Origin of the sequence: Nitrosococcus oceani ATCC 19707 (assembly GCF_000012805.1) — a bacterium.
Lineage (GTDB): Bacteria > Pseudomonadota > Gammaproteobacteria > Nitrosococcales > Nitrosococcaceae > Nitrosococcus > Nitrosococcus oceani.
Genome location: NC_007484.1, coordinates 2,302,850 through 2,328,801 on the forward strand (window position 1 = coordinate 2,302,850; position 25,952 = coordinate 2,328,801).

Sequence of the window (25,952 nt, forward strand, 5' to 3'; positions counted from 1 at the left end):
GTATTGACTAACAAGAAGTTCAGCGGGCTCCTTTTCCAAGCACAACGACTTCAACCGTTTGCAACAAAATCATTAGATCTAAAAAAAGACTGTAGTTTTTAACATAATAAAGATCATATTGAAGTTTCTCGAAAGCAGCTTTCTCAGTACTACCGTAGGGATAACATATTTGTGCCCAGCCGGTCAGTCCTGGTTTAACCCGGTGGCGTTCCTCATAGTAAGGCAACTCCTTAGTTAAAGTTTCCACAAATTCTGGCCGCTCGGGCCGTGGCCCTACAAAACTCATTTGACCCCATAAGATGTTAAAAATCTGTGGTAACTCATCAATCCGGGTACGCCGCAACCACCGCCCCACAGGAGTAATACGAGGATCACCGCTTGCTGCCCAACGGGCTTTTCCATCCGCTTCGGCATCCTGACTCATGGTCCGAAATTTAAAGATATAAAAGGACTGGCCATTTTCGCCTACTCGCCGCTGACGATAAAGCACTGGCCGACCACTCTCCCGTAAAATTGCAATCACGGCAAACAGCATCAATGGAGAGCAAAAAACAAGCAACATTACACTAGCGGTGATATCAAAGAGCCGCTTAGTGAATTGCCGCAGGAAATGATGATGAAAACCGCTGGAAAACAGAAGCCAGCTAGGATACATAATATCAATTTTGAGCTTACCAGCCGTTTGTTCAAAAAAATCGAGCACATCAGTTACCGTAACTCCTGCCATACGGCAATCCAGTAGTTCCTTGTAGGGTAGACGGCCTCGGCGTTCATCAACAGCAATCACGATTTCATCAATACCCCCATGCGTTACGTACTCCTGAAGCCCCCCCCCCACTTCTACTAATTGTTCTTTAGGAATCAGGGGGATCTCCCCCGGCAAGGGAGCATAGCCAACAATATCAATACCAAGCCGGTCAGAGCGGCGGCGGAGAGTATTCACCGAAGCTGCGCGCTTTTCCGTACCTAATATGAGTAACTGCCGTTGTAGACCCTGCAGTCCCATAAGATAAAGGAAAAAAACCCTGGAAAGGAGTAGTGCACAAGTAGAAATAATAATGCTAAGGACAAGGATACCCCGGCCTAGATGGAATTCAGGTATAAAATAGAAAGTAACCGCCATCAATGTCCCCGCTACTAGCATTGCCACTATTAAACGGTTAAAAATTCCTGCTAAACCATAGCGCTGATGGCGACGATAAAGCCCAGAGGCAATTAGAGCGATGACTACCACAGCGGTATAAATTATCGCCTTAGGCCATAAAAGCCCTAAATTCTCCTGAATGAGCTGATAATTTCCCATAAAGCGGATAAGCGCGGCTAACCAGAGACTGGAAAATAAAATAACTGACTCACAAAAAGCGAGAACTAAAAAAGAACGTTTAATATGATGATTAAAGAAGCGAACAGTGCCCACTCTTGTCGTCCCCCTACATTAGTGTGCCAAAATTGCTCTAGGTCATTGAATATAAAAAAGTAATCCTATCGACGGCTTTTACCCCCAACAGGGGAAAGTCCAATTAGCTAGGGGTGGCGGGCAAACTTAACAATAAAGAACGCGGCCGACAGATTAGTCCGCTTCTATATCGGCGAGCATTTTTATTAGTTTAACCATTTTCATTTCTAGATGATTAGACTGGCTTGTTGGCGTTTCGCCATGGCTTAGCGCGCAGTCTCTTTTCGCCTTGTCAGCCTAGAGAATTGGCACTTCAGTGCGGTCTTCGATCCATAAGCTGGGCCGCCGTGATTTTTACCTTTTAAGGAATCAATCCCAGCTTCATAAACCATATTGGCGAAGTAGCACTTACAGGGATTAGGGTCAACCATCACCATGTTGGAACACTATCCATGACATAGAGGCGCTTCAACTTAACCGTACCTAACCTTGAAAGTTTTAACAATTTTTTTACGTTTAGTACTAGATGGATGCTAGTAGCGTTTTTTATAAGGACGGATATCGAGTGCCAATGGTGGAAAAATGCTTAAACGCCACGCCTTGGTCAATGATTTTTTGAGTATGGCAACTGGAACCCACCCCACTGCCCAAGAAGCAACTTCAAGTATTAGTAAAACAGGAAGACCGCACACTATCGAATTTAGCGGAGACAATAGGGAGCGCCTGCGCCAAACATGAATCCATAAGAGGATAAAACCCACTAACCTTGGCGCGCCCGAGAGGATTCGAACCTCTGACCTTTGGCTCCGGAGGCCAACGCTCTATCCAACTGAGCTACGGGCGCCTAAAATAGAGAAGGATACCTATTTCTAGCGTAGGCGTCTATGTTCTTAGCAAAAATAATATTCAAACCTATCTCCTAATAACACATTAATTCTAATCAGGACAGCTAACACCATGAACAAACAAATTCATAAAATGAATTTTCTTTCCCCTCAATGCCTGCTTTCTATTATGGGTATGGGAATAGTTACTCTTTCCCTCTTAGCTGCTGGATGCACGGAACAAACTGCCGAAACCAGTTCTCCAGAAGCCATCGCTAAGCGTATCGAACCAGCGGGGAAAGTAAATATTGCCTCCGCACCGGAAAAAACCAGCGAAACGCCCGATACCCCTGCAAGCTCTGAAGAAAAATCACCAGCAGCACCTGCTCCTGCAAAAAACAAAGAAAACGCCCCGGCTGCTAACAATGACGAGACACCGCCAGCCACTAAGGGAAAAGAGTCCCAGCTCAACCATGGCAAAACAATAGTTAAAAATAGTTGTGCCGCTTGCCACACCGGCAATTTGCCGGGAGCCCCCGTGATTGGGAATGCGGAAGACTGGACGCCTCGCCTTACTCAAGGCGTGGAAATTCTAACTCAACATGCCACCCAAGGTTACAAGGCTATGCCGCCCAAAGGCGGTAATCCTAACCTCAGTGATGAAGACATCGCCGCTGCAATTGCTTACCTTATTTCCCAATTAGAAAAATAAGGAAAAATCCAAGTTTCCCTAAAAACAGCACCTTATCTGGGTGCTTCGTTGGAATTAAACGGCGATGATTAATGTCCCCCTAGCGAAAGCGTCTGTCTATGCGTGCAGACGCGCATAGACAGACGAAGTGAAACGGCGCATCGAGCGCGAGGAACAGTCAACCAACGGAGGCCATTGCTATTAGTCAGGGCGAAACCCCAATCTCATCACTACTACGCCTCTCCCTGTTAGAGTTAGGGAGGAGCGCTTTCCCAAATAAACGTCTCATCTGGCATCCCTTCTCTGCGCCCCTACCCCTTCGCGGCATCGGCAGTTCTATGATCTATTAAGTTGCCCCAAGTCCCGAACCGCACCTTTCGCTGCTGAGGTGGTGAGCGCCGCGTAGGCCTGCAGCGCCAGGGATACAGTACGATTGCGATTAACTGGCCGCCAAGCCTGCTGCGCCTTTGCCTCCATGGCTCTTTGGCGCTGTGCTAATTCCTCCTCGTCCACTGCGAGATGAATACGCCGATGAGGAATGTCGATTTCAATTCTGTCACCTTCCTCCACCAAACCGATGGTGCCACCTTCAGCCGCTTCAGGAGAAACGTGGCCAATAGAAAGTCCCGAAGTCCCTCCAGAGAAGCGGCCATCCGTGATGAGCGCACAGACTTCGCCTAATCCTTTAGATTTCAGATAACTGGTGGGATAGAGCATCTCCTGCATTCCAGGTCCCCCCTTGGGGCCTTCATAACGAATAAGCACAACGTCACCCGGCTGAATTTTATCTCCCAGAATAGCTGCTATCGCCGCCTCCTGACTCTCAAATAGCCGGGCCGGCCCGGAAAAAATCAATATCGACGGGTCTACTCCAGCAGTCTTGACAATACAACCATCCTTTGCGAGGTTACCATAAAGCACCGCCAACCCCCCATCCTTGCTGTAAGCATGGGCAATATCGCGAATACAACCTTGCGCCCTATCCAAATCCAGACTTTCCCAGCGATTCCCTTGGCTAAAAGCCACTTGGGTAGGGACACCCCCCGGAGCGGCAAGATAGCGACTCTGGGCAGCCTCATAGCTGGAACGGACGATATCCCATTGGTCAAGCGCCGCGCCCAAGGTCGGGCTATGAACGGTTGCCATTTGGCGATGGATCAATCCTGCCCGATCTAATTCCCCCAAAATACTAATGACACCCCCCGCCCGGTGAACATCCTCCATGTGATATTCTGGCGTTGCAGGAGCCACTTTACACAAATTGGGCACCTTACGGGACAAGCGATCAATATCCGCCATCGTGAAATCCACTCCCCCTTCCTGAGCAGCGGCCAGCAAGTGAAGCACCGTATTAGTCGAACCGCCCATAGCGATATCCAGACTCATGGCATTCTCAAAAGCCCCAAAATTAGCAATTGAGCGCGGCAAAACAGTTTCATCATCCTGCTCGTAATAACGTTTTGCCAACGCCACAATCAAGCGTCCTGCTTCTAGGAACAATTCTTTCCTGTCAGCATGAGTCGCCAGCAAGGAACCATTGCCTGGCAACGCTAACCCCAAGGCTTCGGTCAGGCAATTCATCGAGTTAGCAGTGAACATCCCGGAGCAAGAACCGCAGGTAGGACAAGCTGAGCGCTCATAGGCCATTACATCGGCATCGCTTTCAGCAGGGTCAACCGCCGCCACTATGGCATCTACCAAATCTAAGCTTACACTCTTACCCCGAATTTTAACCTTGCCCGCTTCCATGGGCCCACCCGAGATAAATACTGCTGGAATATTTAAGCGCATGGCAGCCATCAGCATACCCGGAGTAATCTTGTCACAATTAGAAATGCACACCAAAGCATCGGCGCAGTGGGCATTGACCATGTATTCTACTGAATCGGCAATGATTTCCCTCGAAGGCAGAGAATACAGCATGCCACTATGCCCCATGGCAATTCCGTCATCCACGGCAATAGTATGAAATTCCTTGGCCACCCCCCCGGCTTTTTCAATCTCCCGGGCGACTAGCTGTCCTAAATCCTTGAGGTGGACATGACCGGGGACGAACTGAGTAAAAGAATTGGCAATGGCAATAATGGGCTTACCAAAATCGCCCTCTTTCATACCGGTGGCCCGCCACAAGGCCCGGGCACCAGCCATATTACGACCGTGAGTCGTCGTTCGGGATCGATAAGCGGGCATAAGCCACCTCCAAAAAAATCAGTTTAATCTTAATCAGAGCTTATTTTACCTCTTATCCCTCCATGGAAACCAGAGATACTTTAATGTAACTTAGGCAAAAGCCGACTAGGAAAATCTAACGTGAAAGCACGCAGGGCGATAACAACTCTCAGACCTAACCCAAGTTAACCCTTCGCCAAGAACTGCCGGGAAACGCGAATTACTGCAAGCCGAGTAGGGCTTAACCGCAAACTTTAAAATTCTCCAACCAATCGTGCAAAAACCAAATCATCAAATGACGACTACTGACGGAGCATCTCCCGCAAATTAGCCAGATGCACTTGACCCCTCTCCATCCGTTCTGCGGGGTCACGGGGAATTCCCTCCCGCTCCCATTGAAGATCCGCAGCCGGTAGTTCTGACAAAAACCGACTGGGTTCGCACAAGATGGTTTCCCCATACTGCTGACGCTTTTCCGCCATAGTAAAACAAAGACTCCTTTGGGCCCGGGTGATTCCCACATAAGCCAAGCGCCGTTCCTCCTCTAAAGTGCCCTGCTCCACGCTGGTTCGGTGAGGTAGCAATTCCTCCTCCATCCCCACCATAAAAACGTAGGGAAATTCTAGGCCCTTGGCGGCGTGGAGCGTCAATAAGTTAACCGCATCCCGGTCCTTTTTCTCCTGGGTTCGCTCCAGGATATCTTGCAAGCTTATTTCCGCTACCAAATCGCCGAGGGCCCGGCGTTCATCTCCCCGCTGATAGAGGCGTTCCAGCCACCCTACCAGCTCCTCCACATTAGCCATCCGCCGCTCTGCGGTACGCCGATCATTACAATTTTCATCAAGCCAGGCACGATAATCAATGTCAGCAATGAGGTCTTTTATCACCGCAATGGGATCGCCACGGCGGCCCCGATCAGCCAAATCCACAACCCACTCGCAAAATCGGCGCAGCCTAGGCAAGGCTTCACCGGAAAGATGCTCTCCTAAGCCTAATTCAAAGCCTGAGACTAACAAGCTCTGCCCCCGCAAAGCCGCGTATCCCGCCAGTTTTTCCAGGGTGACCGCTCCGATTCCCCGGCGCGGCGTATTAGCCACCCGTAAAAAAGCATTATCGTCATCCTCATTAGCCAACAGGCGCAGGTAAGCCATGATATCCTTGACTTCGCCTCGCTCGAAGAAGGAAGTCCCTCCACTCAGAACATAAGGGATGCCGTGGGCCCGCAAAGCCCGCTCAAAGGGCCTAGATTGATAGTTGCCCCGGTATAGGATGGCGTAATCACGGCATGCCGTGCGGTACTTAAAACGATGGTACATCAGTTCGGCAACGACTCTATCTGCCTCATGGTGCTCATCCCGGCAGGTCAACACCCGAATGGAATCACCTTCGCCTAAGGCACTCCAAAGTCGTTTTTCAAAGACATGGGGATTAGAGCTAATCAGTTGATTGGCTACCCGCAAAATGCGAGTGGTGGAGCGGTAGTTCTGCTCTAGCTTAATAACCGTAAGCTGGGGAAAATCTTCTTTGAGCTGATGCAAGTTTTCCGGCTGGGCGCCCCGCCAAGCGTATACCGATTGGTCATCATCTCCCACCACGGTAACGGCACCCCGCACTCCAGCTAAGTACTTAACCAACTGGTACTGGGCTGCGTTGGTATCTTGATACTCGTCTACTAGCAGATAACGGAAATAATTTTGCCAACGACTGAGAATTTCCGGGCGCGTCGTTAAAAGATGAACAGGTAAACCAATCAAATCATCGAAATCGACAGCATTATAAGCCCGCAGGCGCCGATCATAAGCGGCATAAAGCTGGGCTGCTATGGCTTCCTGATCATTGCTGGCCCTGCATAAGGCTTCCTCAGGCGTCACTAATGCGTTTTTCCAGGTGGAAATTTGCCACTGGAAGCTGCTTTCCTCTCCGCCGCTACTAAACTCTTGCTGATGGAGATCGCAGATAAGTGCGCGGCTATCCTGGGCATCCAGCAAAGAAAAACCCGCTTTCAGTCTGAGAATTTCGTGTTCGCGGCGCAAGATATTGAGTCCCAAAGCGTGAAAGGTAGAAACAACTAATCCCCGGCTTTCTCCCTTAGTTAGTAATTGTCCTATCCGAGACTTCATTTCCCGGGCGGCTTTATTGGTGAACGTCACCGCCACAATGGATCGCGCCGACAAATGACATTGCTCAATGAGATAGACAATTTTGTGGGTAATCACTCGGGTTTTACCGCTGCCAGCTCCCGCCAACACCAACAGGGGGCCATCGATGTGGCGGACTGCCAAACGCTGTTGGGGGTTAAGATTTGGCAAGGGAACGGTCTAATCGCCGGTAACCAATCGCTTCGGAAAGATGGGGCGTGCGAATAGTTTCACTTCCCTCCAAATCGGCAATCGTCCGGGCAACTTTCAATATACGGTGGTAGGCGCGCGCCGAAAGCCCTAATTGCTCCAAGGCCCGCTCCAGTAACTGATAATTCTTCTCTCCAAGGCGGCAAATCTGTTCCACTTCCCGATTGCCTAACCTGCTGTTAGGTTGCCCAAAACGGGCTAACTGACGCTCCCGCGCTGCTTCCACCCGAGTTCGAACCTGGCAACTCGTTTCCATCCTGCTCTCACTTTCGGTTCGTAACTGATGCAAAGGTACGGGTGGCACCTCGATTTGTATATCGATGCGATCTAATAAAGGCCCGGAAATCCGGGCCCGGTAACGTTGTACTTGCTCTATGGTGCATCGGCAACGGCCTTTGGAATCGCCTAAATAACCGCAGGGGCAAGGATTCATGGCGGCCACCAGCTGTACACGAGCCGGAAACTCGGCCTGCTGAGCTGCCCGGGAAATAACAATGCGGCCCGATTCCAGGGGTTCCCTAAGAACCTCCAGTACCCGACGCTCAAATTCTGGCAACTCATCGAGAAAGAGCACTCCATGGTGCGCCAAGGATACCTCCCCTGGCCGTGGCTGCCCGCCCCCGCCTACCAAGGCTACTCCAGAAGCCGTATGATGGGGAGTTCGGAAAGGCCGTTGGCGCCAGCGGCTAGAATTAAAACCTTGGCTGCTGATTGACTGTACAGTGGCGCTTTCCAACGCTTCGGCTTCGGCCATCTCAGGCAAAATCCCCGGCAGGCGACTGGCCAGCATGGTTTTGCCAGTTCCTGGTGGTCCGATCATTAACAAATTATGAGCCCCTGCGGCTGCCACTTCCAACGCTCGTTTGGCATGGTACTGGCCCCGGATATCTGCAATATCCCCTCTTTTATCGGCAACCACTTTAAGAGGGTTGGGAGTAAAGGGAGTTAGCCGTGACTCGCCCCGAAGATGTTGGCAAATTTCTAATAGATGGGAAACCGCTAATACTTCAACCGTGGACACGAGGGCCGCTTCGGGAGCATTTTCTTCAGCGACCACTAGACTACGGCCCGCTTTTGCCGTTTGCAATGCGGCAGGTAACACTCCACGGATACTTCGCACCTTCCCACTTAAGGCAAGCTCGCTGGCAAATTCATAAGCCCTTAACGCAGGTGAGGAAATCTGCCCCGAGGCAGCCAAAATACCTAAAGCAATCGCCAAGTCAAAGCGCCCCCCTTCCTTGGGCAGATCCGCAGGTGCCAGATTTACCGTAATACGGCGCGCCGGAAACTCAAAATGGCAGTTGAGCAGTGCGCCTCGCACCCGTTCTCTGCTCTCCTTAACTGCGGTTTCTGGCAGACCCACGATGGAGAAAGCGGGGAGACCATTTGAGAGGTGGGCTTCCACAGTCACCAAAGGGGCATCCAGGCCCGCCTGAGCCCGGCTGTAGGCAATCGCTAGCGACATCTATGAATAAGGTATTTCTTATCTATCTTGCAATTGGATCTTGCAAAGACTCACATTTCCCAAGGATTTTTGAGCGGCAGTCATATCTCCTCTATCTTCCCCTGTATACCTCTCCGAGCGCATTGTTTACTCATCTTTTAGATGAGGATAAGGTAATAATGCTCATAAACTCTCTAGGAGATAGTGTATTTTTAGCAGGAGCTGTTAAGTGCTAGTCTCAATCCGAATCTATTCTATTAATTTCTCCTCTGGCGCTTTCTGGGATTCTTGTGGCGTCTTGGAAAGGCCGATTTGCTCCTCAAGGGAAGCAACCTGAGTAGCTAAATGCTCTAACTTCATGCGGGTGCGTGCTAGCACTGCTTGCTGAAGATCAAATTCTTCTCGGGTTACCAAGTCCAATTTAGCGAAAGTACTACTCAAAACGGCACGAAAATTTTTTTCTACATCCCTCTGAAAATCCTGCAAGCCCGGCGGAACGGCCTCTGCCAGCTTGCGGGCGAGTTCATCTAAAAGCTTCGATTCAATCATCGGCTTATCCCTCTATAGCCTAGCGTAATCACAACAATTAAGTATATCCTACATCTTGTCCTTTTTGGATCTAAAGCACTCAAAAGCGAAGCAATATAAGCTTAAATTAAGCTAAAACAGAGTGTACACTTCTTTGTGGGCACATGAGGATCTTTTTAAAACCATAAGCGGTAACCCCTCATCCCCACGATGATTCGATTTAAAGCGTCACATATCACAATAAATAGATGGGAAATAATATGAATACTACTGCGATAAGCAAAAAAACCCGTCTCCATCCATGGCTGAGATGCCTGCTATTTCTGACCACCGCAGGCGGTGTACAAGCAGAAGATTTTAGAGAAACCACAGGACTTTTCGATGCCTTAACCGGCATCAATATCAATGAAACAAAATTCATGCAGTCACTAGGAGTAACGATTAATGGCTGGCTAGAAGGCGGCTATACTATCAATCCAGACGATCCCCGTGATAACTTCAATGGACCCGTTACCTTTAATGACCGTGCCAACGAATTCATGGGAAACGAAGCCTATTTGTTCTTTGAACGCGGCGTGAATGTCGAGGGCGATCGCTGGGACTTTGGCGGGCGGGTCGATTTTCTTTTTGGTACCGATGCCCGTTTCACCCAGGCAGCGGGCCTAGATGACAACATCATCGGTGATGATACTTTTCGCTTCTACAAATTTGCTATCCCGCAACTATACGTGGAAGCCTATGCTCCCTATGGCAACGGCATCACGGTAAAGCTTGGTCATTTTTATACTATCATCGGTAATGAAGTCGTGACGGCCCCCGGTAACTTCTTCTATTCCCATGCCTATACGATGCAGTATGGCGAACCCTTCACCCATACTGGTTTTCTAGCCAGTTACCCCTTGACCGATAATATTAGCATCAATGGTGGCGGCGTTCTCGGTTGGGACAATTTTTCCAAAGATGCTGAAAATCTTAATTTCTTAGGCGGGGTAAGCTGGAGCAGTGATGATGCGCGAACCTCCTTGGCTGTCGCCATCATCACGGGCGATGTCTCTGATGTGGGGGGAACCCCAGATGATCCTGATAACAATCGCACCCTCTATAGCGTGGTCTTCAACCACGACTTCACTGATCGGCTTCACTATACTTTTCAGCACGATCTAGGCATAGAACAGCGTGCCATTAATAACAACAAATCGGCGGAATGGTTTGGCATCAATCAATATTTATTTTATGATATCAATGAAACTGTAAGCACGGGTTTACGGTTCGAGTGGTTCCGCGATGACGACGGCACCCGTGTCTTTGTCAATGATAGCTCCGGTCTCCCGGTTTCCGCCGCCGCAAATTATTTTGCCATCACCGGCGGCTTGAACTGGCGACCATTAAGATGGGTCACCGTTCGTCCAGAAGTACGTTATGACTGGGCCACCAATTTCGAGGCTTTTGATAATAACAGCGATAAGAATCAATTTGTTGTCGCTGCGGACATTATCGTTCAATTCTAACGCTGTAATTCAGCCATAGGACGATTCTTTAGAGAGCCTTTCCAGAAAAAACATGGACTTTGCCCTGCTTAAAACAACTGGTCTGGCGAAAAATTCAATTAGCGTCAGACCAGTTTCCCTTATGCGGTTGCCGCAACCAGTTTCTCTGCATAAGATGCCTTGTGCGGAATATCCCAGTCATAGCCTTTCAGCATGTAGTCCCAGTACAGGGGCGGGAGGCCGTATTTTTTCAGCCACCACCAGATTAGGCGGTTACTGCGTGGGTCAAGTATAGGAAACGATGGGGTTACCTTGCCGCCGTAGGAGAATTCGGCCAGCATCACACGGTGCAATGAAGTGGTCAGTGGGCACGAGCCATAGCCATCGTATTTTGGCTCGAGTGCTTTGTCGTTTATCAGCGCCAGGATATTCTGCACCACGACCGGAACCTGCTTGCGCACTGCTGCAGCGGTTTTGGCGTTACTCGTCGAGCCCGCATCGCCAAGACCAAAAATATTACTGAAGCGGGGGTGCTGCAAAGTATTTTCATCTAATTCCACCCATCCTGCGGCATTAGCCAGAGGGCTGTTTTTAATAAAGTCAGGGGCACTTTGAGGCGGCGTTACATGGATAAAATCGAAGGATTTATTGATTCTTTCTTTGCTACCGTCGGCCCCGGTCGTCTCAAAAGTTGCGGTATGGCCGGGTCCGTCTATGGCAACTAAGTTACAACCGAAATTCGCTTTAATGCCGTAACCGGCTACCACTTTATCTAGAGCTTCGGCGAAAAACGGAACACCGAACATCGTGGGACCGGCATTGCAGAATTCTAGGTTAGCTTTATCGAGTACCTTACGCTGGCGAAACCGCTCTGCGGCTAGATACATCACTTTTTGTGGCGCACCAGCGCACTTGATAGGCATCGGCGGCTGGGTAAACAAGGCTGTGCCTCCCTGGAAATCCCGGAGGCATTCCCAAGTATAGCTCGCCGTGTGCGGAGAATAATTGCTGCTGACGCCGTTTTTGCCAAGAGTCTCTTTAAGTCCCTCGATTTTCTGCCAATCAAGCTGAATACCAGGGCAAACGACCAAATAATCGTAACTCACCGAACTTCCCGAGCGCAATGTAACCGAATTACTCTCTGGCTGAAAGGATTCGGCATAGTCGCGAATCCATTCCACCTCCTTAGGAATCAGATCCTGTTCCTGGCGCTTGGTCTTGTCAAAATCATAGACGCCGCCCCCCACTAACGTAAATGCGGGTTGATAGTAATGAACCTCACTAGGTTCGATAATAGCAATGTCCATGGCTTTATCCTTACGGCGCATATTGGCCGCCACTGAAATACCAGCGGCGCCGCCACCCACAATGAGCAGCCTGTGATGAGTCTGGGCCATGATGAATTCCTCCTCAGATCATGATTCTGTATAGGATATATAGTATTATCCAGTAATGTGTTTTGAGTAAGACTAATCAGCGTTCTGCTTGGCTGCTCGCCATGCGTCATAACCGCCCGCTATTAGCGTTGCATCAGTATAACCAAGGCATTTGAGCGACCAGGCAGCCAATGCTGCGCGCCCACCTGTTTGGCAGTACAGAATAATAGGGATATTAGGATCAGCCAGCTCCGCAGTATTACCTAAGCGAAACTCTAAAACACCACGTGGTACATTGATAGCGCCAGGCAGATGACCCGCCGCGAATTCTTCCGGCTCCCGCACATCAATGATGGCTGTTTTACCATCGCCCAACCTTTGCTTCACGGTGGCAACGTCAATTTCACGGACCTGCTTCCTGGCCTCCTGTACTAAATCCTGTGGCGTGCTGACGCGTTTCTCGCCCATCATAGTATCCTGGCGAATTTCTTCCTCGGTTAAGCCACAGCGCCTATTTGCTGGAACAGCTTCATCGATAAGCCGGGGCTTGGGCAAATTTAAATTATTCATAATTTCAATGAACTCAGCGCGGGTTTTGCCCGCAAGCCGTCCGTTCCCGGTACGCTCCTGTTCAACTGAACTGACCCAGCGACCATTATAATCGTGCCCCGGATAAACGATGGTTTCGCCAGGCAAGGTGAATAGTTTCTGAGTAACCGAATCGTATAATGTCCCCGGATCGCCACCTTGAAAATCGGTGCGCCCGCAACCGTTGATAAGCAGCGCATCGCCGGTAAACACCCGATCACGCCACAGATAGGAGATACTCCCAGGCGTATGGCCAGGGGTGGCAAGCACCTTAATCTCCTCGCCCTGGCCAAAAGCTAACACAACGCCATCTTTGAGCTGATAGTCAGCATATTGCGCGCCGCAAGCTTGCCCAATTCCTGTCTTGGCCCCGGTGTGCTGGCGCAGCAAACCACTAGCGGTGATATGATCAGCGTGGGCGTGGGTTTCCAAAGAATATTTCAGTTTAAGATTGTACTTATTAAGTAGATTTAGATACTCATCAACACGGGTATTCACTGGATCAATAAATACTGCTTCTTTAGTAGCCGGATCACCAATAAGATAAGTATAGGTCGAGGATTCAGGGTCAAATAGCTGCCGAAAGATCATAATGCACTCCATTAGGCTGAATTGGTAACCACGATTTCACGAGACTCTGTATTAACGAGAATAATACAAATCTGGTGCCAACGTCGTTGTCGTTATTCAATAAGTTGAAAAATGGAGAAAAAATGTATTTTACCTGTTGACTTAGGCCCTGTTTGCTTCAACATAGGCTTTAATTTGAAACGATAATTGATGCAGTGTTTGATAAATAAAACGCTCAAAGCAGTTACATTCCCCTGGGCTGCTAGCCTACTTCCTTTGATTCCGGACCTGCTTTGCTGGCATTGGGTGATCTCATCCCTGAAGATGAAAATTGCAAAATTATTTTTGGAGTTAAGGCGCAGAATAAGTTCTCGGTCAGAAAAATGCCAAGCCGCATAGATACCCCCAACTGTGCCTCTATTTTATTTCCTGGATTTGCCAAAAAATTAGCATAAGGGCTACTGAAAATTGGCGAAACTACTAAGCTTCTACCCGCCAGAAAAATCAAAAGCGGAACCCGCTATATACACTATATAACCGAACCCACAAAGACCGGCTATTAAAATTGGGATCCTAGCTGGTGCTTACCTTGTGTCAACGACCTCTCCCTGAAGGAAGAGGCTTGTAGCTGTACTCCCTCAATTCCTATGAGATCAAAGCACGCTATATTGGGTATCAGGAGCGGTTTTCCTAGCTTAACCGCATACCCGTTAGGCTGGCGCTTCCTCTCCGCCCTAAACGGCAGGGCTTCCGTGATGAAATTCAGGGAATCGAGATCGCGATTATCCATAAAGGAGAGCCGAAGAGTTTTGAGGAAGAGCTAGCCCAAGATGCGCTTAAGACCATCACGGTATTTTCAGCACGGCTATAGGGGAGCCAAAGCACCAAGCGATAGCCCAAGCAACGGTCAGCCAAATTGCACGCCAGAATAGCTAAGCAAAAGAATACCGTGCTTCATGTTGCGCCAACGTATCGAATACAAAGGCTATCTTCGTGGCTGTGCGGTTGAACTGGGGGATAGGTTTTCCCCCTCTAGTCTTGATGTGTCCAGGTTACAGCCAATTTCATGAAATAACGCTATCGGATAGAGAACTGGGGTATGATTGTGGATTGACCATAAGACTGGGACCTAAACGCCGCAATAAACTTAAACAAGTATCGTCGGGACACGCTCAAGCCAAACGTAAAATCCAGGCCAGAGACGAGTAAGACCGCGCTAGCGGCGTCGGTGTTGACGGTGTGAATAAGGCCATGTTTTCATAGATTATTTTAGATTTTTATGAGTGGCATTTTCTGCATTATTTAAAACACAAGGATAGTCTACAGTGAAACACGACGGCACCATACGCACCAATGGGAAAGCGATCATTGAAACGGATAACTTGCCAATAAAACTGTGGTTGGAAGAGGATCAAATGGAAGAAGGGGCGCTGGAGCAGGCGCGAAATCTTGCGAATCTTCCATTTGCCTTCAAACACATTGCTATCATGCCTGATACCCATCAAGGCTACGGCATGCCTATCGGTGCTATATTGGCCACCAAGGGGGCTATTATACCCAATGCTGTCGGTGTGGATATTGGGTGCGGCATGTGTTCCTTGCGGACCAATCTCGAGCATATCGAAACGCCAAAGCTGAAAGAGATCATGGGTATCATCCGCAAGACCGTTCCTGTGGGCTTTGAGCATCACAAAACGCGTCAAGACGAAGCCTGGATGCCTGAGAGAAAGGGGGAATTACCCATTGTTGAGCAAGAGTATGAAAGTGCCCTTTATCAGATCGGTACATTGGGCGGAGGCAATCATTTCATCGAAATACAAAAGGGATCGGATGGCTATATCTGGATTATGATTCACTCCGGCTCCCGCAACATTGGTTTCACGGTGGCCAACCATTACGAGGGCGTAGCGAAAAAGATGAACCAGGACGCCGGCGAGGACGTGTCGCAGGAACTGGCATATATTCCCGAAACGTCTGAATATTTCAAACTGTATTGGAACGAAATGAACTATTGCCTCGAATTTGCACTGGCCAACAGAAAACTGATGATGGAACGGGCCAGGTCGGCGTTTACCGAGATTTTACCCGAGGTCGAATTCGCGGATTTTATCAATAAACCTCACAACTTCGCGGCCGAGGAAAAACATTTTGGAGAGTGGGTCATCGTCCATAGAAAAGGCGCGACGCGAGCCCGAAAAGGAGAATGGGGAATGATCCCCGGCTCCCAGGGCACACGGTCTTTTCTCGTGAAAGGGAAAGGAGAAGCCCAGTCTTTCGAATCGTGCGCGCACGGTGCCGGAAGAATCATGAGCCGAACAAAAGCGCGCAAAACACTGGATCTGAAGGAAGAGGTAAAGGCCCTGAAAGACCGAGGAATACTACACGCTATCCGCCACCGCAAGGATCTGGATGAAGCGCCGGGATCTTACAAGGACATCGATGAGGTAATGGCAAACCAGGTCGATCTGGTCGACGTGCAAATCGAGCTGCAGCCACTGGCTGTCATCAAGGGTTAACACCCCCCTGTGCCAGATATCCGTTGCTTGTAATTTTCACTTATTAAAGCAAGAGGATGCGACAACAAGGCTGAAGTAGGTTTACAATGAATCATTCTGGAAGCAGGGATTTGAAAAGGTTTACTCTTGGGCAACTGCGGCCCGCTACTTGGATTCGGTATCATGCCACCGTTCTCCCACTCGGCAATCAGCAACGACAATCCCTATTGAGAAGCTTTGTTTAAGACTTTGAAATATTGCCAGATTTATCCGCCGCACCTGTTTGCCGATGTCATCAAAACCCGGCAGTGAATCACCGAGCTGGTATTACTACAATTACCTCTATCGCCACAGCGCCATTTAGTTCGTAACGCTCGCCAGGCGGGCACGCCGGACTGAATAGTGCGATCCTGGTCACTCGCCCCACCCCGAACGTTGGAACTGCAGCGCTCGAAATTGGAAGCCGGTTGAGATTGTGTGTCTCAATCCTCTTGATCACAGGTCCAAAAACAACCTTTCGTTCAACCTCAAAAGTAGTGCGGGAGCAATAGTATTGAAGCTATAAGTAGCTTGACAATTAACGCTTTCAAACGCTATGCTCGAAGGCCATCTTAGAGATCAGTAGATTAGCACTGATCGATGCCCAGCTTGGAAAACCTGCTATTCATAATGCCATGAATGCCCCTGAAAACTCCCTTACAAAAGAACAAATCACACATTTTGCACAACGGATCGATGCGCGCAAGAGCCTTCTGCTTGATGAAATACGACAGGTGCTTGCGCGCTCCACGAATGAGCACTATGTCGATCTCGTAGGCGGAGTGGGCGATTCAGGCGATAAGGCGGCAGCCTCTTTGCTACGCGACATCACCGAGGCCGAAATTATCCGCGATATAGGAGAGGTGCGTGACATCGCTGCGGCGGAACAGCGCATCGCGGCAGGGCAGTACGGCCTGTGCATCGACTGCGGCGAGGCTATCCGGTACAAACGGCTGGATGCATATCCGACTGCCAAGCGCTGCTTCACATGTCAGATACGCCGCGAAAAACTGCAAGCGCCTTCACCCTACACGGGCCGATGACCGTATAAAAGAGAACAGGCTTATTCTCTGCGTCGTAGCTAAATAGATCGGCGCTTTTGATACTATCCACACAGGGATGTGCGCCATACCGTGCGGCGGTACGGAGGCGATGGACTAGTTGCGGCTCTCAGTCATATCATATGCCCAGCCCGCACCTACTTTCTGGTTTGGGGAGCGGCCAGGATGGTTGACGCCAGTGCCGGAAGGGCTCCGTGAGCTCGGTTTCAGTTATCCAATCTAATCTTATCGGGGATGCAAAAGCATCTTTCGTTGACTTAGGATCAGGGACGGGAGATGGCAGCGCATCAGCAACTGACCGAAGCTACGCGCTGCATTTTTTGCACTTGGTTATTGGAAACCGCCCATATTTCATACTCTGCCCGATTCTACTACCAACGAACTATAGCGACATTCACAATAATACTGAACAATTTTCTGCTTTCTTAATACCGGCTTAGGACGAGCGCCGGGGCGCAAGTCACGCCGTATCGATAGGATCGGGAAGCACGAGCAGACTACGCAGATCCTCTGGAAGCTGGCGTCTAAGATCCTCCACTTGACCCGGGCTAATTGCCTTTGCGATCGTGCCGATCACCTCTTCAGCCCGTGCCGTATCCAACCCCAGCTGTTGAGACAATTCAGTAATGGCGGTCTCCCGGGTAATGGATTTGTCCGGACCTGGCTGTAGCGCACGCAGCGGCGATTGCAACAACGATGGGAGCTGCGCGATGAGATCCTTCGCCTCTCCAGGCGTGACTCGCCGGACCAACAACGCGAGTATAGTCTCGACGGCGATCCGCGCCTGTTGCCGATCCTCAAGGCCCGTCTCCGTCTGTACCGCGTTAATCAATCGCGACAGTGTCGCCTCGGCCCGAGCGAGGCTCCGTCGGCGCGCCGGTGATCGAGGACTTTCGGTTGGGCCGCCTTCTCCGATTTGCGCCTGGACGATCGCAGCCAACTCCTCCAACGGTGCGGCCTCATCGAGTAGCAGATCATCGAGCGTCACCATACCCACGACCCGGTTGTTCTCGCTGAGCGGGATACGCCGGACGTTGCCTTGCTGCATGAGCGCTATCGCCTCCTCACGGCTGTCCGCGAGAGTCAGCATCAACGGCGAAGGGGTCATCACCTCGGTGATGGCCGTATTCTCGGGATCGAGCTTGTGGCCCAGCGCACGCACGGCGAGATCCCGGTCAGTCACGATGCCGACGATACGCCCATGATCCTGCACCACGATGGCGCCGATACTATTATTCTCCATGGCACGTGCTGCTTCCAGCACAGAACTCTTCGAACTGAGGACCACGAGCCGTGGCCGGCGATACCAGTAAAGGGGCATGACTCCACTCTCCTTAGATAGGGATTAATCGTTGGCCGTTTGCAATGCTCGCGAACGGCCTTTCAGAGGTTTCGTACGGCGGCGGTCGGTGGCGCGACACACAGCCCGTTCCATCCGGGTGAGGGCACCGTCCATGGCAGCTTGCAGCGCCTCGTGCCGCTCCTCGACCACAACGCTCGGCAGCCCACGCAGCACAACCTTGATCCGGCAACGCTTATCGACCCCGCCACGAGGACCGTTGATGTCCTCCACGCGCGCGCTTGTGCGCTCGACCGCAGGCACGAACTTGCAGAGCTTTTGTCCAAGTTTGCCTCTGAGGTATTGCCGATCTCCGGAACCAAGCACGGGACCAACCGAGCGTATATAAATTGGCATCTCGGCCACCGGGGCATCATTCCCAGCACTTTGTTTTTTCATCCTACTCAACTCCTTGGCAGCACAGAATGCTGAACCTTAAGCAGATGCGAGATTAAACGCTACTCTAACAGCGTAGCCACCGGACTCTCAGAAAGCAAACACTTGCTGGCAATAATTAGGTACCCCTGTTGATTGCACACAGGCTGGACGTCTGATAAAAGGCATAAGTGTGCCGAACATCTCGGTGATCGCGGTTATGATCCCAACGCTATTCTCGAACAGGCAGAAGAGCAAGAGGGATGAGCGCCGTTATTCCACCAAGGAAAAACCGAACGGAGCAAAGGGTATATGACGAAGACCTCCACCGATTACGCCATCTGGTCGGAAATGCTTTCCTGCACCTAAAGCACTGACGTGGTATCGCCCCACCAAATAGGCCAAAAACACAGCATCCTCCCTCGCTGCTGTGCAGATTGAGATGCATCGCTCTTTGGGCCAAAATCTCGTGACTACACTATCTAGATTTATCCATTACCTCTTTCTCAACCAGCCCCGCATAGAATATGCTGATCGCCGAAACGAGGACTCACTTACTTTTTATTTCAGTTGATAGAGGCAAAACCATTTTGAGTACGGATCGCCCTTTGCACGAAGTCCATTGGTTTAGGAGCGCTGCCCCTTATATTCATGCCCACCGGAACCGCACATTTACTATCGCTTTCACAGGAGAGGCGATACAGGAGCCTAGCTTTCCAAATCTTATCCATGATATTGCCCTGCTAGGCAGCCTCGGCATCCAACTGGTCTTAGTCCATGGCGCCCGCCCCCAAATTGAAGCCGCCCTTGCCCAACGGAGATTGAAGCTACGTTATGTTAGGGGTCTACGGGTAACAGACAATGCCGCCCTGCCTTGCGTTAAAGAAGCCGTCGGTGCGGTACGGCTTGAAATAGAAGCTCTGCTATCCATGGGCTTACCCAACTCCCCCATGGCGGGAGCCCGAGTCCGGGTTGCTTCCGGTAATTTCATTACTGCCCGCCCTTTAGGAGTCAGGGAAGGAATAGACTATCGTCATACAGGAGAAGTGCGTAAGGTCGATGTCGAAGCGATACGGCAGCGCCTTAATAACAACGCCATCGTTCTGCTTTCTCCGTTGGGTTACTCTCCCACCGGCGAGGTCTTTAATCTTAGCGCGGAAGATGTGGCCACAGCCTCCGCCATCGCCTTGGGAGCAGATAAATTAATCTTTATTGGCACCGGTGGCTTGCCCGCCACAGCCCCTTTTCCTCTGCCCCGGGAGCTGACTGCCAGCGAGGCGAAAAAGTTACTAGAATCAACTCCCGGATTACCTCCCGAACTTGCGGGTCACCTTCAGAGCGCTATTCATGCTTGCCGCCTCAGAGTCCCTCGAGTCCATATTATTGATCAGCATTTGGATGGAGCCCTATTAATGGAGCTATTTAGCCGGGATGGTATAGGCACCCTGGTAACGGCTATGGCCTTCGAAGACACCCGGCGGGCAGCAATTGAGGATGTGGGCGGAATTCTGGAACTGATTGCTCCCCTAGAGGAGAAGGATCTTTTAGTGCGGCGCTCACGAGAACGATTAGAAATGGAAATTCATCATTTTACGGTCATGGAGCGAGATGGAACCGTCATTGGCTGCGCGGCACTCTATCCTTTTCCAGAAGAAAAAATGGGTGAACTCGCCTGCTTGGTAATCCACCCTGATTACCGCCAATCTGGGCGGGCCACGGCCCTTCTGTCTAGCATAGAAAAGGGGGCCAAACAGCGGGGCCTTAACCGCCTTTGCGTCCTAACCACTCAAACTGCCCACTGGTTTCAGGAACGGGGATTCGAACCTGCCGATCTAGCCGCTTTACCAGAAAATAAACGGGTGCTCTACAATTACCAACGTAATAGTAAAGTATTTATAAAATATCTATGATCCTTTAGGCTTGCTCCCCCCTTAACTCAACTTCTTTTTCAATAGCTCATTGAGTTGCTGAGGATTAGCCTTACCCTTAGAGGTCTTCATCACTTGGCCAACAAAAAAACCAAAAAGTTTATCTTTACCCCCTTGGTACTGCGTTACCTGCTGAGGATTAGCCGCCAATACCTCATCAATAAGCTTTTCAATGCTAGCTGTATCCGTTACCTGCTTTAAGCCTTGGCGTGCGATAATCTCATCGGCTTTACCCCCCTGAGCATACATTGTTTCAAATACGGTCTTGGCAATTTTGCCAGAGATAGTTTCATCGGCAATGCGCTTGATCAATTGGCCGAGTTGCTCTGGAGAGACAGGGCTGTCCGCAATGCTTTTTCCTTCTTTGTTGAGGGCACCCGCCAAATCCCCCATCACCCAGTTAGCACTCAGCTTTGCTTCTCCATCAGCGGTTTTGACCACCGCTTCGTAGTAATCAGCCAATTCCCGGCTCGCTGTCAGCACGCTGGCATCATAGGCGGAGAGGGCATACTCCATCACGAACCGCTTCCGCTTGGCATCGGGAAGCTCTGGTAAAGTTTCCCGAACCTCATCGATAAAGCTATCCTCTAGCACTAACGGCAACAGATCTGGATCGGGAAAATAGCGATAGTCAGTAGCTTCCTCTTTGGTGCGCATGGGACGAGTTTCATTTTTTGCCGGATCGAAGAGGCGGGTTTCCTGAAGCACCTGGCCCCCTGACTCCAGAACTTCAGTTTGGCGCTCGATTTCATATTGGAGGGCCCGCTCCACAAAGCGGAAGGAATTAATGTTCTTAAGCTCCGTACGGGTACCCAAAGTCTCCTGCCCTTGAGGACGAATGGAAATATTCGCATCACAACGAAAAGACCCTTCCTGCATATTACCATCGCAAATTCCAAGGTAACGTACTAACGTGTGGATCTTTTTCATATAAGTTACCGCTTCCTTGGTCGAACGTAAATCCGGGCCAGAAACGATTTCTAGCAAGGGAGTACCAGCCCGGTTCAGGTCAATGCCAGTCATCCCATGAAAATCCTCATGCAAAGATTTCCCCGCATCTTCTTCCAGGTGGGCGCGAACGATCTCGATACGCTTCTCGACACCATCCTCCAATTCAATGATCACATGACCATCGGCCACAATAGGAAGTTCGTACTGGCTGATCTGATAACCTTTAGGTAAATCTGGGTAAAAGTAGTTTTTACGGGCAAAAACAGAGTGTTTAGCTATTTTAGCTTCAATAGCTAACCCAAACTTGACCGCCATACGGACAACCGCCTGATTGAGTACCGGCAGCACTCCAGGTAAACCCAAATCAACGGCACAAGCCTGGGTGTTGGGGGGAGCACCATAGGCGGTGGCCGCACCCGAGAAAATCTTAGACTTTGTTGCGAGCTGGGCATGGATTTCTAACCCAATGACTGGTTCCCATTGCATGTGTAGCCCCAATTAATTATGAGATTATAGACTAGAGATATCCGGCAAACGAGAGTGATCCGCCGAAAGGTCGGCGGGGGTTCTAACTGCCACTGTTGGCCGGCCGATCGAGTAATAAACGATACCCTGGCTTGCTACGAGGCCCGGATCGTACAGATTGCGGCCATCGAATACGACTGGTGTTTTGAGGGTAGTTTTAACCCCTTCAAAGTCCAAACTCCGAAATACGTTCCATTCCGTAGTTATTGCGAGCGCATCGGCACCTTCCAAAGCCGCTTCTGGAGTCTCGCATAAAGTCAAATCCTGCCGGCTGCCATAAATGCGCTGCGCTTCCTTGCTAGCGATTGGATCATAGGCCTGAACTCGAACTCCGCTTTTCCAGAGCGCTTCCATGAGGGTACGACTGGGCGCTTCGCGCATATCGTCGGTATTAGGTTTGAAAGCTAAACCCCAAAGTGCAATAGTCCGTCCCGCGAGCTGACCCTTAAAATGGCCTTGAATTTTGTTAAAAAGGGTTTGCTTTTGCTGATTGTTTACCCTTTCTACCGCATTAAGTAAGTCGGCATTATAATCTACTTCCCAGGCAATTCGCTCTAGGGCCTTAACATCCTTAGGAAAACAGGAACCGCCGTAGCCACAACCCGGATAGATAAAATGGTAGCCAATTCGTGGATCGGCGCCTATCCCCAGGCGGACTTGCTCAATATCCGCGCCAAGCTTTTCAGCCAGATTGGCCATTTCATTCATAAAACTAATTTTGGTGGCCAACATGGCATTAGCCGCATACTTAGTCAACTCCGCAGAGCGTATATCCATTGCTACTAGGCGATCATGGCTTCGATTGAAAGGCGCGTATAGTATCCTCAGCAGTTCAGTAGTGCGAGGGTTATCGGCACCGACAATGATCCGATCAGGCTTCATAAAGTCTTCAATAGCCGCGCCTTCCTTAAGAAATTCGGGATTAGAGACCACGTCGAACTCAAGATTTACACCTCGTTCTCCCAGAGTTTCGTAAATAGTATCCTTAACTTTATCAGCCGTTCCCACAGGCACGGTGGATTTATTGACTACAATACGATAATCCTTCATATTTTTGCCAATGCTGCGCGCCACTGCCAATACATACTGGAGATCCGCAGAACCGTCCTCATCAGGAGGTGTACCTACCGCGATAAACTGGAAAAGCCCGTGAGCGATCCCTTGAGCAATATCGGTGCTAAAGCCGAGCCGTTTGCCTGCTATATTCTTCTGTACCAAAGCGTCTAATCCAGGTTCGTGGATAGGCACTTCCCCTTGCTTGAGCATCGCAATTTTTTGCTCGTCGATATCGATGCAGAGTACTTCATTGCCGACTTCTGCTAGGCAAGTACCCGTCACAAGGCCCACATAGCCCGAACCAAACACAGTGACTTTCATTTAATGTCCTATTTATCAAATAACTTACGCTTCCAGTCACACCTGCTGGCCATACATCCCCCTCCTCCCCCGCGTGAGGTAATGGAGGTGAACCAGCAGTCGGCGTACCCGGTCGATGCTTCTATCAATATTTAGGAAGATCCTCGCTGAATAATCCCTCTTGTTCGATCTCTTATAGCCCTCAAGCAGTTTCTATAGGTTGCAGCTTGGGTTATTTAAGCTAATAAAGAAGTTGACCGATATAAAAGCAATAAAAAAATTGGTTGATCTCCATTAAATATAATTCTTTAGACGAAGCGATCTATTTGCTAGTATTGAAGGATAATTCGCTGCTTCCATATTTATATTGTTTTCTTGCCAAGCTGGTACTTTTCCAGACTGGTGCTTACAAAACCCCACAGGCCGCGGACCACTATTGAATGGCTTACGAACTAAACAGCTATTATCCAATCTCATAGCAGAGTAATCTCCCGCTCTGTCATTTAAGAGCATTATGTATTAAAGAAAGATTTACTCACTTTAAAAAAACCAGCTGAAGCATACTATAATGTATCAAAATTTTTACGCGTTAACGGGAAAACCTTTTCAACTTAGCTCCGATCCTCGCTTTTTTTATGGCAGCACAGTTCATAAACGGGCCCTGTCTTATTTACGCTATGGTCTTATGCAAGGGGAGGGCTTTATTGTCATCACAGGCCCTATCGGCACAGGTAAAACAATGCTGGCCCGGACCCTAGTCTCCGAGCTTACAGATAATAACACCGTGGCAGCCCAAGTAGTTACCACCCAGCTAGAAGCCAATGATACGCTCCGTATTGTCGCTGCTTCCTATGGACTTCCCCATGAAGGCGTCACTAAAGCGGCCTTATTGAAGACCATCGAGTGCTTTCTACTAGAACGGGCTCAGGAGGGAAAGCAAGTACTACTATTGGTGGATGAAGCCCAAAATTTACCCCCTGAATCTATTGAAGAACTACGCATGCTCTCTAATTTTCAAGTGGGGGAGAGGGCATTACTGCAATGTTTTCTTCTAGGGCAAGAGGAATTTCGGCGAACCTTGGCTTTAGAAAATATGGAGCAGCTGCGGCAACGAATTATTGCTGCTTATCATCTCAATACCCTAGACAGAGATGAAACCCAAGGATACATTGAGCATCGCCTCAAATTGGTAGGGTGGAACGCCGATCCCGCAATTGCCGATGAAGCTTATGATGCGATCCATGAGCACACTGGGGGACTGCCCCGCCGAATCAATTCCCTCTGCGATCGCTTATTATTGTACTCTTATGTAGAGGAAAGCCATACTATTGACGAGCAGGCTGTCAATACGGTTGCCAGTGAAATAGCCGAGGAAAGCAGCCATATTAGAGGAAAAACTGAAATACAGGGAGAAACAAAAATACCGGTAGAGAAAAGCAGCCCTGATATGGAGAATCGCCTTATTCAGTTAGAAGAAACCGTAGCTGCATTGAAGAAGATAATAGATAGATTTGCCGGTGAAGATCAATCTGATCCCCCTCCCTCTTTGGAATTACGCCGAATCTCCACAGGTAGCAAAGAGTAAATGTCAGCCTGCTTTTTCCGCAGGCTAATAATAGCCCAGCCTTTTGTGCCAGCGTAGGTGTTCAACAGGCTATCAGGATCTACGGCAACTGGATAAGTCACCTGTTCCAGGAGCGGTATATCATTATGGGAATCGCTATAAAACCAACTTGTCTTTAGGGTTAATGCCCGTTCTTTAAGCCACGTTTTTAAGCGAGTCACTTTGCCCTCCCGATAAGAAGGAACGCCCTTTACTTGCCCTGTATAGCAACCATCTCGCATCTCGGGCTCGGTAGCAATAAGGTCATCAATCCCAAGCATTTCAGCAATAGGCCCAGTAATAAAACGGTTGGTTGCCGTAATAATCAGTAGTGCATGGCCCTGGGCTCGATGCAAAGCAAGCAACTCCCGGGCCTGAGGTAAAATAATAGGACGGATTTTTTCTTCCAGGTATTGTGACCGCCAAATCTCCAATTGCTGGGGGGGATACTGCCTAAGCGGCGCTAGCTGGAATGCCAGAAATTCATAGATATTTAACGTCCCTTCCTGGTATTGCCGATAAAAAGCCTGATTAGTTTGCTGATAGTCATCACTACTTACGATTCCCTGTTCCACTAGGAATTGTCCCCATAAATAGTCAGAATCCCCCCCTAACAGGGTATTGTCCAAATCAAAGATAGCCAGCCCCATAATTATTTATCTCTCGGTATCTAACCTGATGTTTGAAGTTCCGTCGGTACCGCCCAGGAGAACAGCTTGGTTTTTACCCGGCCCCCCTGTAAAATAATTTTACACTGTGAAGTAAATACTTCTCCCCCGAATCTGGCAGACTCCCCAATATCCATTAGCGCCAAAAAGCATCCGTCAGGTGCTGCCCCTGGCCTCAAACTCCGCAAGCG

General features: G+C 49.7%; 18 protein-coding genes, 1 tRNA gene and 2 pseudogenes. 8 read left to right on the top strand and 13 right to left on the bottom strand.

What is annotated here, in order from left to right; all coding sequences use genetic code 11:
• Window positions 1-19: 19 nt before the first annotated feature.
• Window positions 20-1,417: a TIGR03013 family XrtA/PEP-CTERM system glycosyltransferase gene (locus NOC_RS10720; protein WP_002811057.1), complete on the bottom strand. Its 1,398-nt coding sequence runs from the start codon at window positions 1,415-1,417 to the stop codon at window positions 20-22.
• 746 nt (window positions 1,418-2,163) lie between these two features.
• A tRNA-Arg gene (locus tag NOC_RS10725) sits at window positions 2,164-2,240 on the bottom strand.
• Between the two features lie 113 nt (window positions 2,241-2,353).
• On the opposite strand from NOC_RS10725, the gene NOC_RS10730 reads away from it, so the two are divergent.
• On the top strand, window positions 2,354-2,932 hold the full coding sequence (locus NOC_RS10730) for a c-type cytochrome (RefSeq protein ID WP_011330828.1): 579 nt from the start codon (window positions 2,354-2,356) through the stop codon (window positions 2,930-2,932).
• Between the two features lie 315 nt (window positions 2,933-3,247).
• Here NOC_RS10730 and ilvD read toward each other — a convergent pair whose 3' ends face one another.
• The 4 genes from ilvD to ubiK form a co-directional block, all read right to left on the bottom strand.
• On the bottom strand, window positions 3,248-5,101 hold the full coding sequence (ilvD, locus tag NOC_RS10735) for a dihydroxy-acid dehydratase (protein ID WP_011330829.1): 1,854 nt from the start codon (window positions 5,099-5,101) through the stop codon (window positions 3,248-3,250).
• 281 nt (window positions 5,102-5,382) lie between these two features.
• On the bottom strand, window positions 5,383-7,389 hold the full coding sequence (rep, locus tag NOC_RS10740; protein ID WP_002809421.1) for a DNA helicase Rep: 2,007 nt from the start codon (window positions 7,387-7,389) through the stop codon (window positions 5,383-5,385).
• Window positions 7,376-8,893, bottom strand: a complete 1,518-nt coding sequence (locus NOC_RS10745; RefSeq protein WP_002809266.1) for a YifB family Mg chelatase-like AAA ATPase — start codon at window positions 8,891-8,893, stop codon at window positions 7,376-7,378. The genes rep and NOC_RS10745 overlap by 14 nt, the downstream gene beginning before the upstream one ends.
• 228 nt (window positions 8,894-9,121) lie before the next feature.
• Window positions 9,122-9,421 (bottom strand): ubiquinone biosynthesis accessory factor UbiK, encoded by a 300-nt coding sequence (gene ubiK / locus NOC_RS10755; protein WP_002811780.1) that lies wholly within the window; start codon window positions 9,419-9,421, stop codon window positions 9,122-9,124.
• 239 nt (window positions 9,422-9,660) lie between these two features.
• Here ubiK and NOC_RS10760 point away from each other — a divergent pair, with 239 nt between their 5' ends.
• Window positions 9,661-10,908, top strand: a complete 1,248-nt coding sequence (locus tag NOC_RS10760) for a porin (protein ID WP_011330830.1) — start codon at window positions 9,661-9,663, stop codon at window positions 10,906-10,908.
• A 119-nt stretch (window positions 10,909-11,027) separates the two neighbouring features.
• Here the strand turns inward: NOC_RS10760 and NOC_RS10765 are convergent, their stop codons facing one another.
• Together NOC_RS10765 and NOC_RS10770 are read right to left on the bottom strand one after the other, a co-directional pair.
• Window positions 11,028-12,284 carry an NAD(P)/FAD-dependent oxidoreductase gene (locus NOC_RS10765; RefSeq protein WP_002810258.1) on the bottom strand — a complete coding sequence of 419 codons (1,257 nt, stop codon included), beginning with the start codon at window positions 12,282-12,284 and terminating at the stop codon, window positions 11,028-11,030.
• Window positions 12,285-12,356: 72 nt separating this feature from the next.
• Entirely contained in the window at window positions 12,357-13,442 is a 1,086-nt protein-coding gene (locus tag NOC_RS10770; RefSeq protein ID WP_011330831.1) for an MBL fold metallo-hydrolase, read from the bottom strand.
• 736 nt (window positions 13,443-14,178) lie between these two features.
• On the opposite strand from NOC_RS10770, the pseudogene NOC_RS18215 reads away from it, so the two are divergent.
• The 3 genes and pseudogenes from NOC_RS18215 to NOC_RS10785 all read left to right on the top strand — a co-directional run.
• Window positions 14,179-14,289: pseudogene (locus NOC_RS18215) on the top strand (IS607 family transposase); the annotation flags it as partial.
• Window positions 14,290-14,746: 457 nt separating this feature from the next.
• The gene (locus NOC_RS10780; RefSeq protein ID WP_002811572.1) at window positions 14,747-15,937 is read left to right on the top strand and encodes an RtcB family protein; all 1,191 of its coding nucleotides are present in this window, start codon (window positions 14,747-14,749) and stop codon (window positions 15,935-15,937) included.
• 653 nt (window positions 15,938-16,590) lie between these two features.
• Complete coding sequence (locus NOC_RS10785; protein ID WP_002810876.1) at window positions 16,591-16,998, top strand: TraR/DksA family transcriptional regulator; 408 nt, start codon at window positions 16,591-16,593, stop codon at window positions 16,996-16,998.
• A 478-nt stretch (window positions 16,999-17,476) separates the two neighbouring features.
• Here NOC_RS10785 and NOC_RS18220 read toward each other — a convergent pair whose 3' ends face one another.
• Together NOC_RS18220 and NOC_RS16440 are read right to left on the bottom strand one after the other, a co-directional pair.
• Entirely contained in the window at window positions 17,477-18,337 is an 861-nt protein-coding gene (locus NOC_RS18220; RefSeq protein ID WP_011330833.1) for a DUF2267 domain-containing protein, read from the bottom strand.
• Between the two features lie 24 nt (window positions 18,338-18,361).
• A complete protein-coding gene (locus tag NOC_RS16440; protein ID WP_049750816.1) occupies window positions 18,362-18,754 on the bottom strand; it encodes an HPF/RaiA family ribosome-associated protein in 393 nt (130 codons plus the stop codon).
• Window positions 18,755-18,872: 118 nt separating this feature from the next.
• Here NOC_RS16440 and NOC_RS17495 point away from each other — a divergent pair.
• Both NOC_RS17495 and argA read left to right on the top strand, forming a co-directional pair.
• Window positions 18,873-19,203: pseudogene (locus NOC_RS17495) on the top strand (transposase); the annotation flags it as partial.
• A gap of 54 nt (window positions 19,204-19,257) precedes the next feature.
• Window positions 19,258-20,640 (top strand): amino-acid N-acetyltransferase, encoded by a 1,383-nt coding sequence (gene argA / locus NOC_RS10800; RefSeq protein ID WP_002809967.1) that lies wholly within the window; start codon window positions 19,258-19,260, stop codon window positions 20,638-20,640.
• A gap of 21 nt (window positions 20,641-20,661) precedes the next feature.
• Here the strand turns inward: argA and gatB are convergent, their stop codons facing one another.
• Window positions 20,662-22,095 carry an Asp-tRNA(Asn)/Glu-tRNA(Gln) amidotransferase subunit GatB gene (gatB, locus tag NOC_RS10805; protein ID WP_002808624.1) on the bottom strand — a complete coding sequence of 478 codons (1,434 nt, stop codon included), beginning with the start codon at window positions 22,093-22,095 and terminating at the stop codon, window positions 20,662-20,664.
• Window positions 22,096-22,119: 24 nt separating this feature from the next.
• Window positions 22,120-23,511 carry a UDP-glucose dehydrogenase family protein gene (locus NOC_RS10810; RefSeq protein ID WP_002811132.1) on the bottom strand — a complete coding sequence of 464 codons (1,392 nt, stop codon included), beginning with the start codon at window positions 23,509-23,511 and terminating at the stop codon, window positions 22,120-22,122.
• Between the two features lie 547 nt (window positions 23,512-24,058).
• On the opposite strand from NOC_RS10810, the gene NOC_RS10815 reads away from it, so the two are divergent.
• A complete protein-coding gene (locus NOC_RS10815) occupies window positions 24,059-25,075 on the top strand; it encodes an XrtA/PEP-CTERM system-associated ATPase (protein ID WP_002811038.1) in 1,017 nt (338 codons plus the stop codon).
• On the opposite strand, the gene NOC_RS10820 is transcribed toward NOC_RS10815, so the two are convergent.
• Window positions 25,015-25,743 carry an HAD family hydrolase gene (locus tag NOC_RS10820; protein ID WP_011330834.1) on the bottom strand — a complete coding sequence of 243 codons (729 nt, stop codon included), beginning with the start codon at window positions 25,741-25,743 and terminating at the stop codon, window positions 25,015-25,017. The genes NOC_RS10815 and NOC_RS10820 overlap by 61 nt on opposite strands.
• Window positions 25,744-25,952 lie beyond the last annotated feature (209 nt).

Coding starts and splice junctions, on each gene's coding strand:
- NOC_RS10820 (WP_011330834.1), bottom strand. CDS start 25,743: ATGGGGCTGGCTATCTTTGATTTGGACAATACCCTGTTAGGGGGGGAT.
- NOC_RS10815 (WP_002811038.1), top strand. CDS start 24,059: ATGTATCAAAATTTTTACGCGTTAACGGGAAAACCTTTTCAACTTAGC.
- NOC_RS10765 (WP_002810258.1), bottom strand. CDS start 12,284: ATGGCCCAGACTCATCACAGGCTGCTCATTGTGGGTGGCGGCGCCGCT.
- NOC_RS16440 (WP_049750816.1), bottom strand. CDS start 18,754: ATGAAAAAACAAAGTGCTGGGAATGATGCCCCGGTGGCCGAGATGCCA.
- NOC_RS10770 (WP_011330831.1), bottom strand. CDS start 13,442: ATGATCTTTCGGCAGCTATTTGACCCTGAATCCTCGACCTATACTTAT.
- ubiK (WP_002811780.1), bottom strand. CDS start 9,421: ATGATTGAATCGAAGCTTTTAGATGAACTCGCCCGCAAGCTGGCAGAG.
- NOC_RS18220 (WP_011330833.1), bottom strand. CDS start 18,337: ATGCCCCTTTACTGGTATCGCCGGCCACGGCTCGTGGTCCTCAGTTCG.
- gatB (WP_002808624.1), bottom strand. CDS start 22,095: ATGCAATGGGAACCAGTCATTGGGTTAGAAATCCATGCCCAGCTCGCA.
- NOC_RS10785 (WP_002810876.1), top strand. CDS start 16,591: ATGAATGCCCCTGAAAACTCCCTTACAAAAGAACAAATCACACATTTT.
- ilvD (WP_011330829.1), bottom strand. CDS start 5,101: ATGCCCGCTTATCGATCCCGAACGACGACTCACGGTCGTAATATGGCT.
- NOC_RS10730 (WP_011330828.1), top strand. CDS start 2,354: ATGAACAAACAAATTCATAAAATGAATTTTCTTTCCCCTCAATGCCTG.
- argA (WP_002809967.1), top strand. CDS start 19,258: ATGCTGATCGCCGAAACGAGGACTCACTTACTTTTTATTTCAGTTGAT.
- NOC_RS10810 (WP_002811132.1), bottom strand. CDS start 23,511: ATGAAAGTCACTGTGTTTGGTTCGGGCTATGTGGGCCTTGTGACGGGT.
- NOC_RS10745 (WP_002809266.1), bottom strand. CDS start 8,893: ATGTCGCTAGCGATTGCCTACAGCCGGGCTCAGGCGGGCCTGGATGCC.
- NOC_RS10760 (WP_011330830.1), top strand. CDS start 9,661: ATGAATACTACTGCGATAAGCAAAAAAACCCGTCTCCATCCATGGCTG.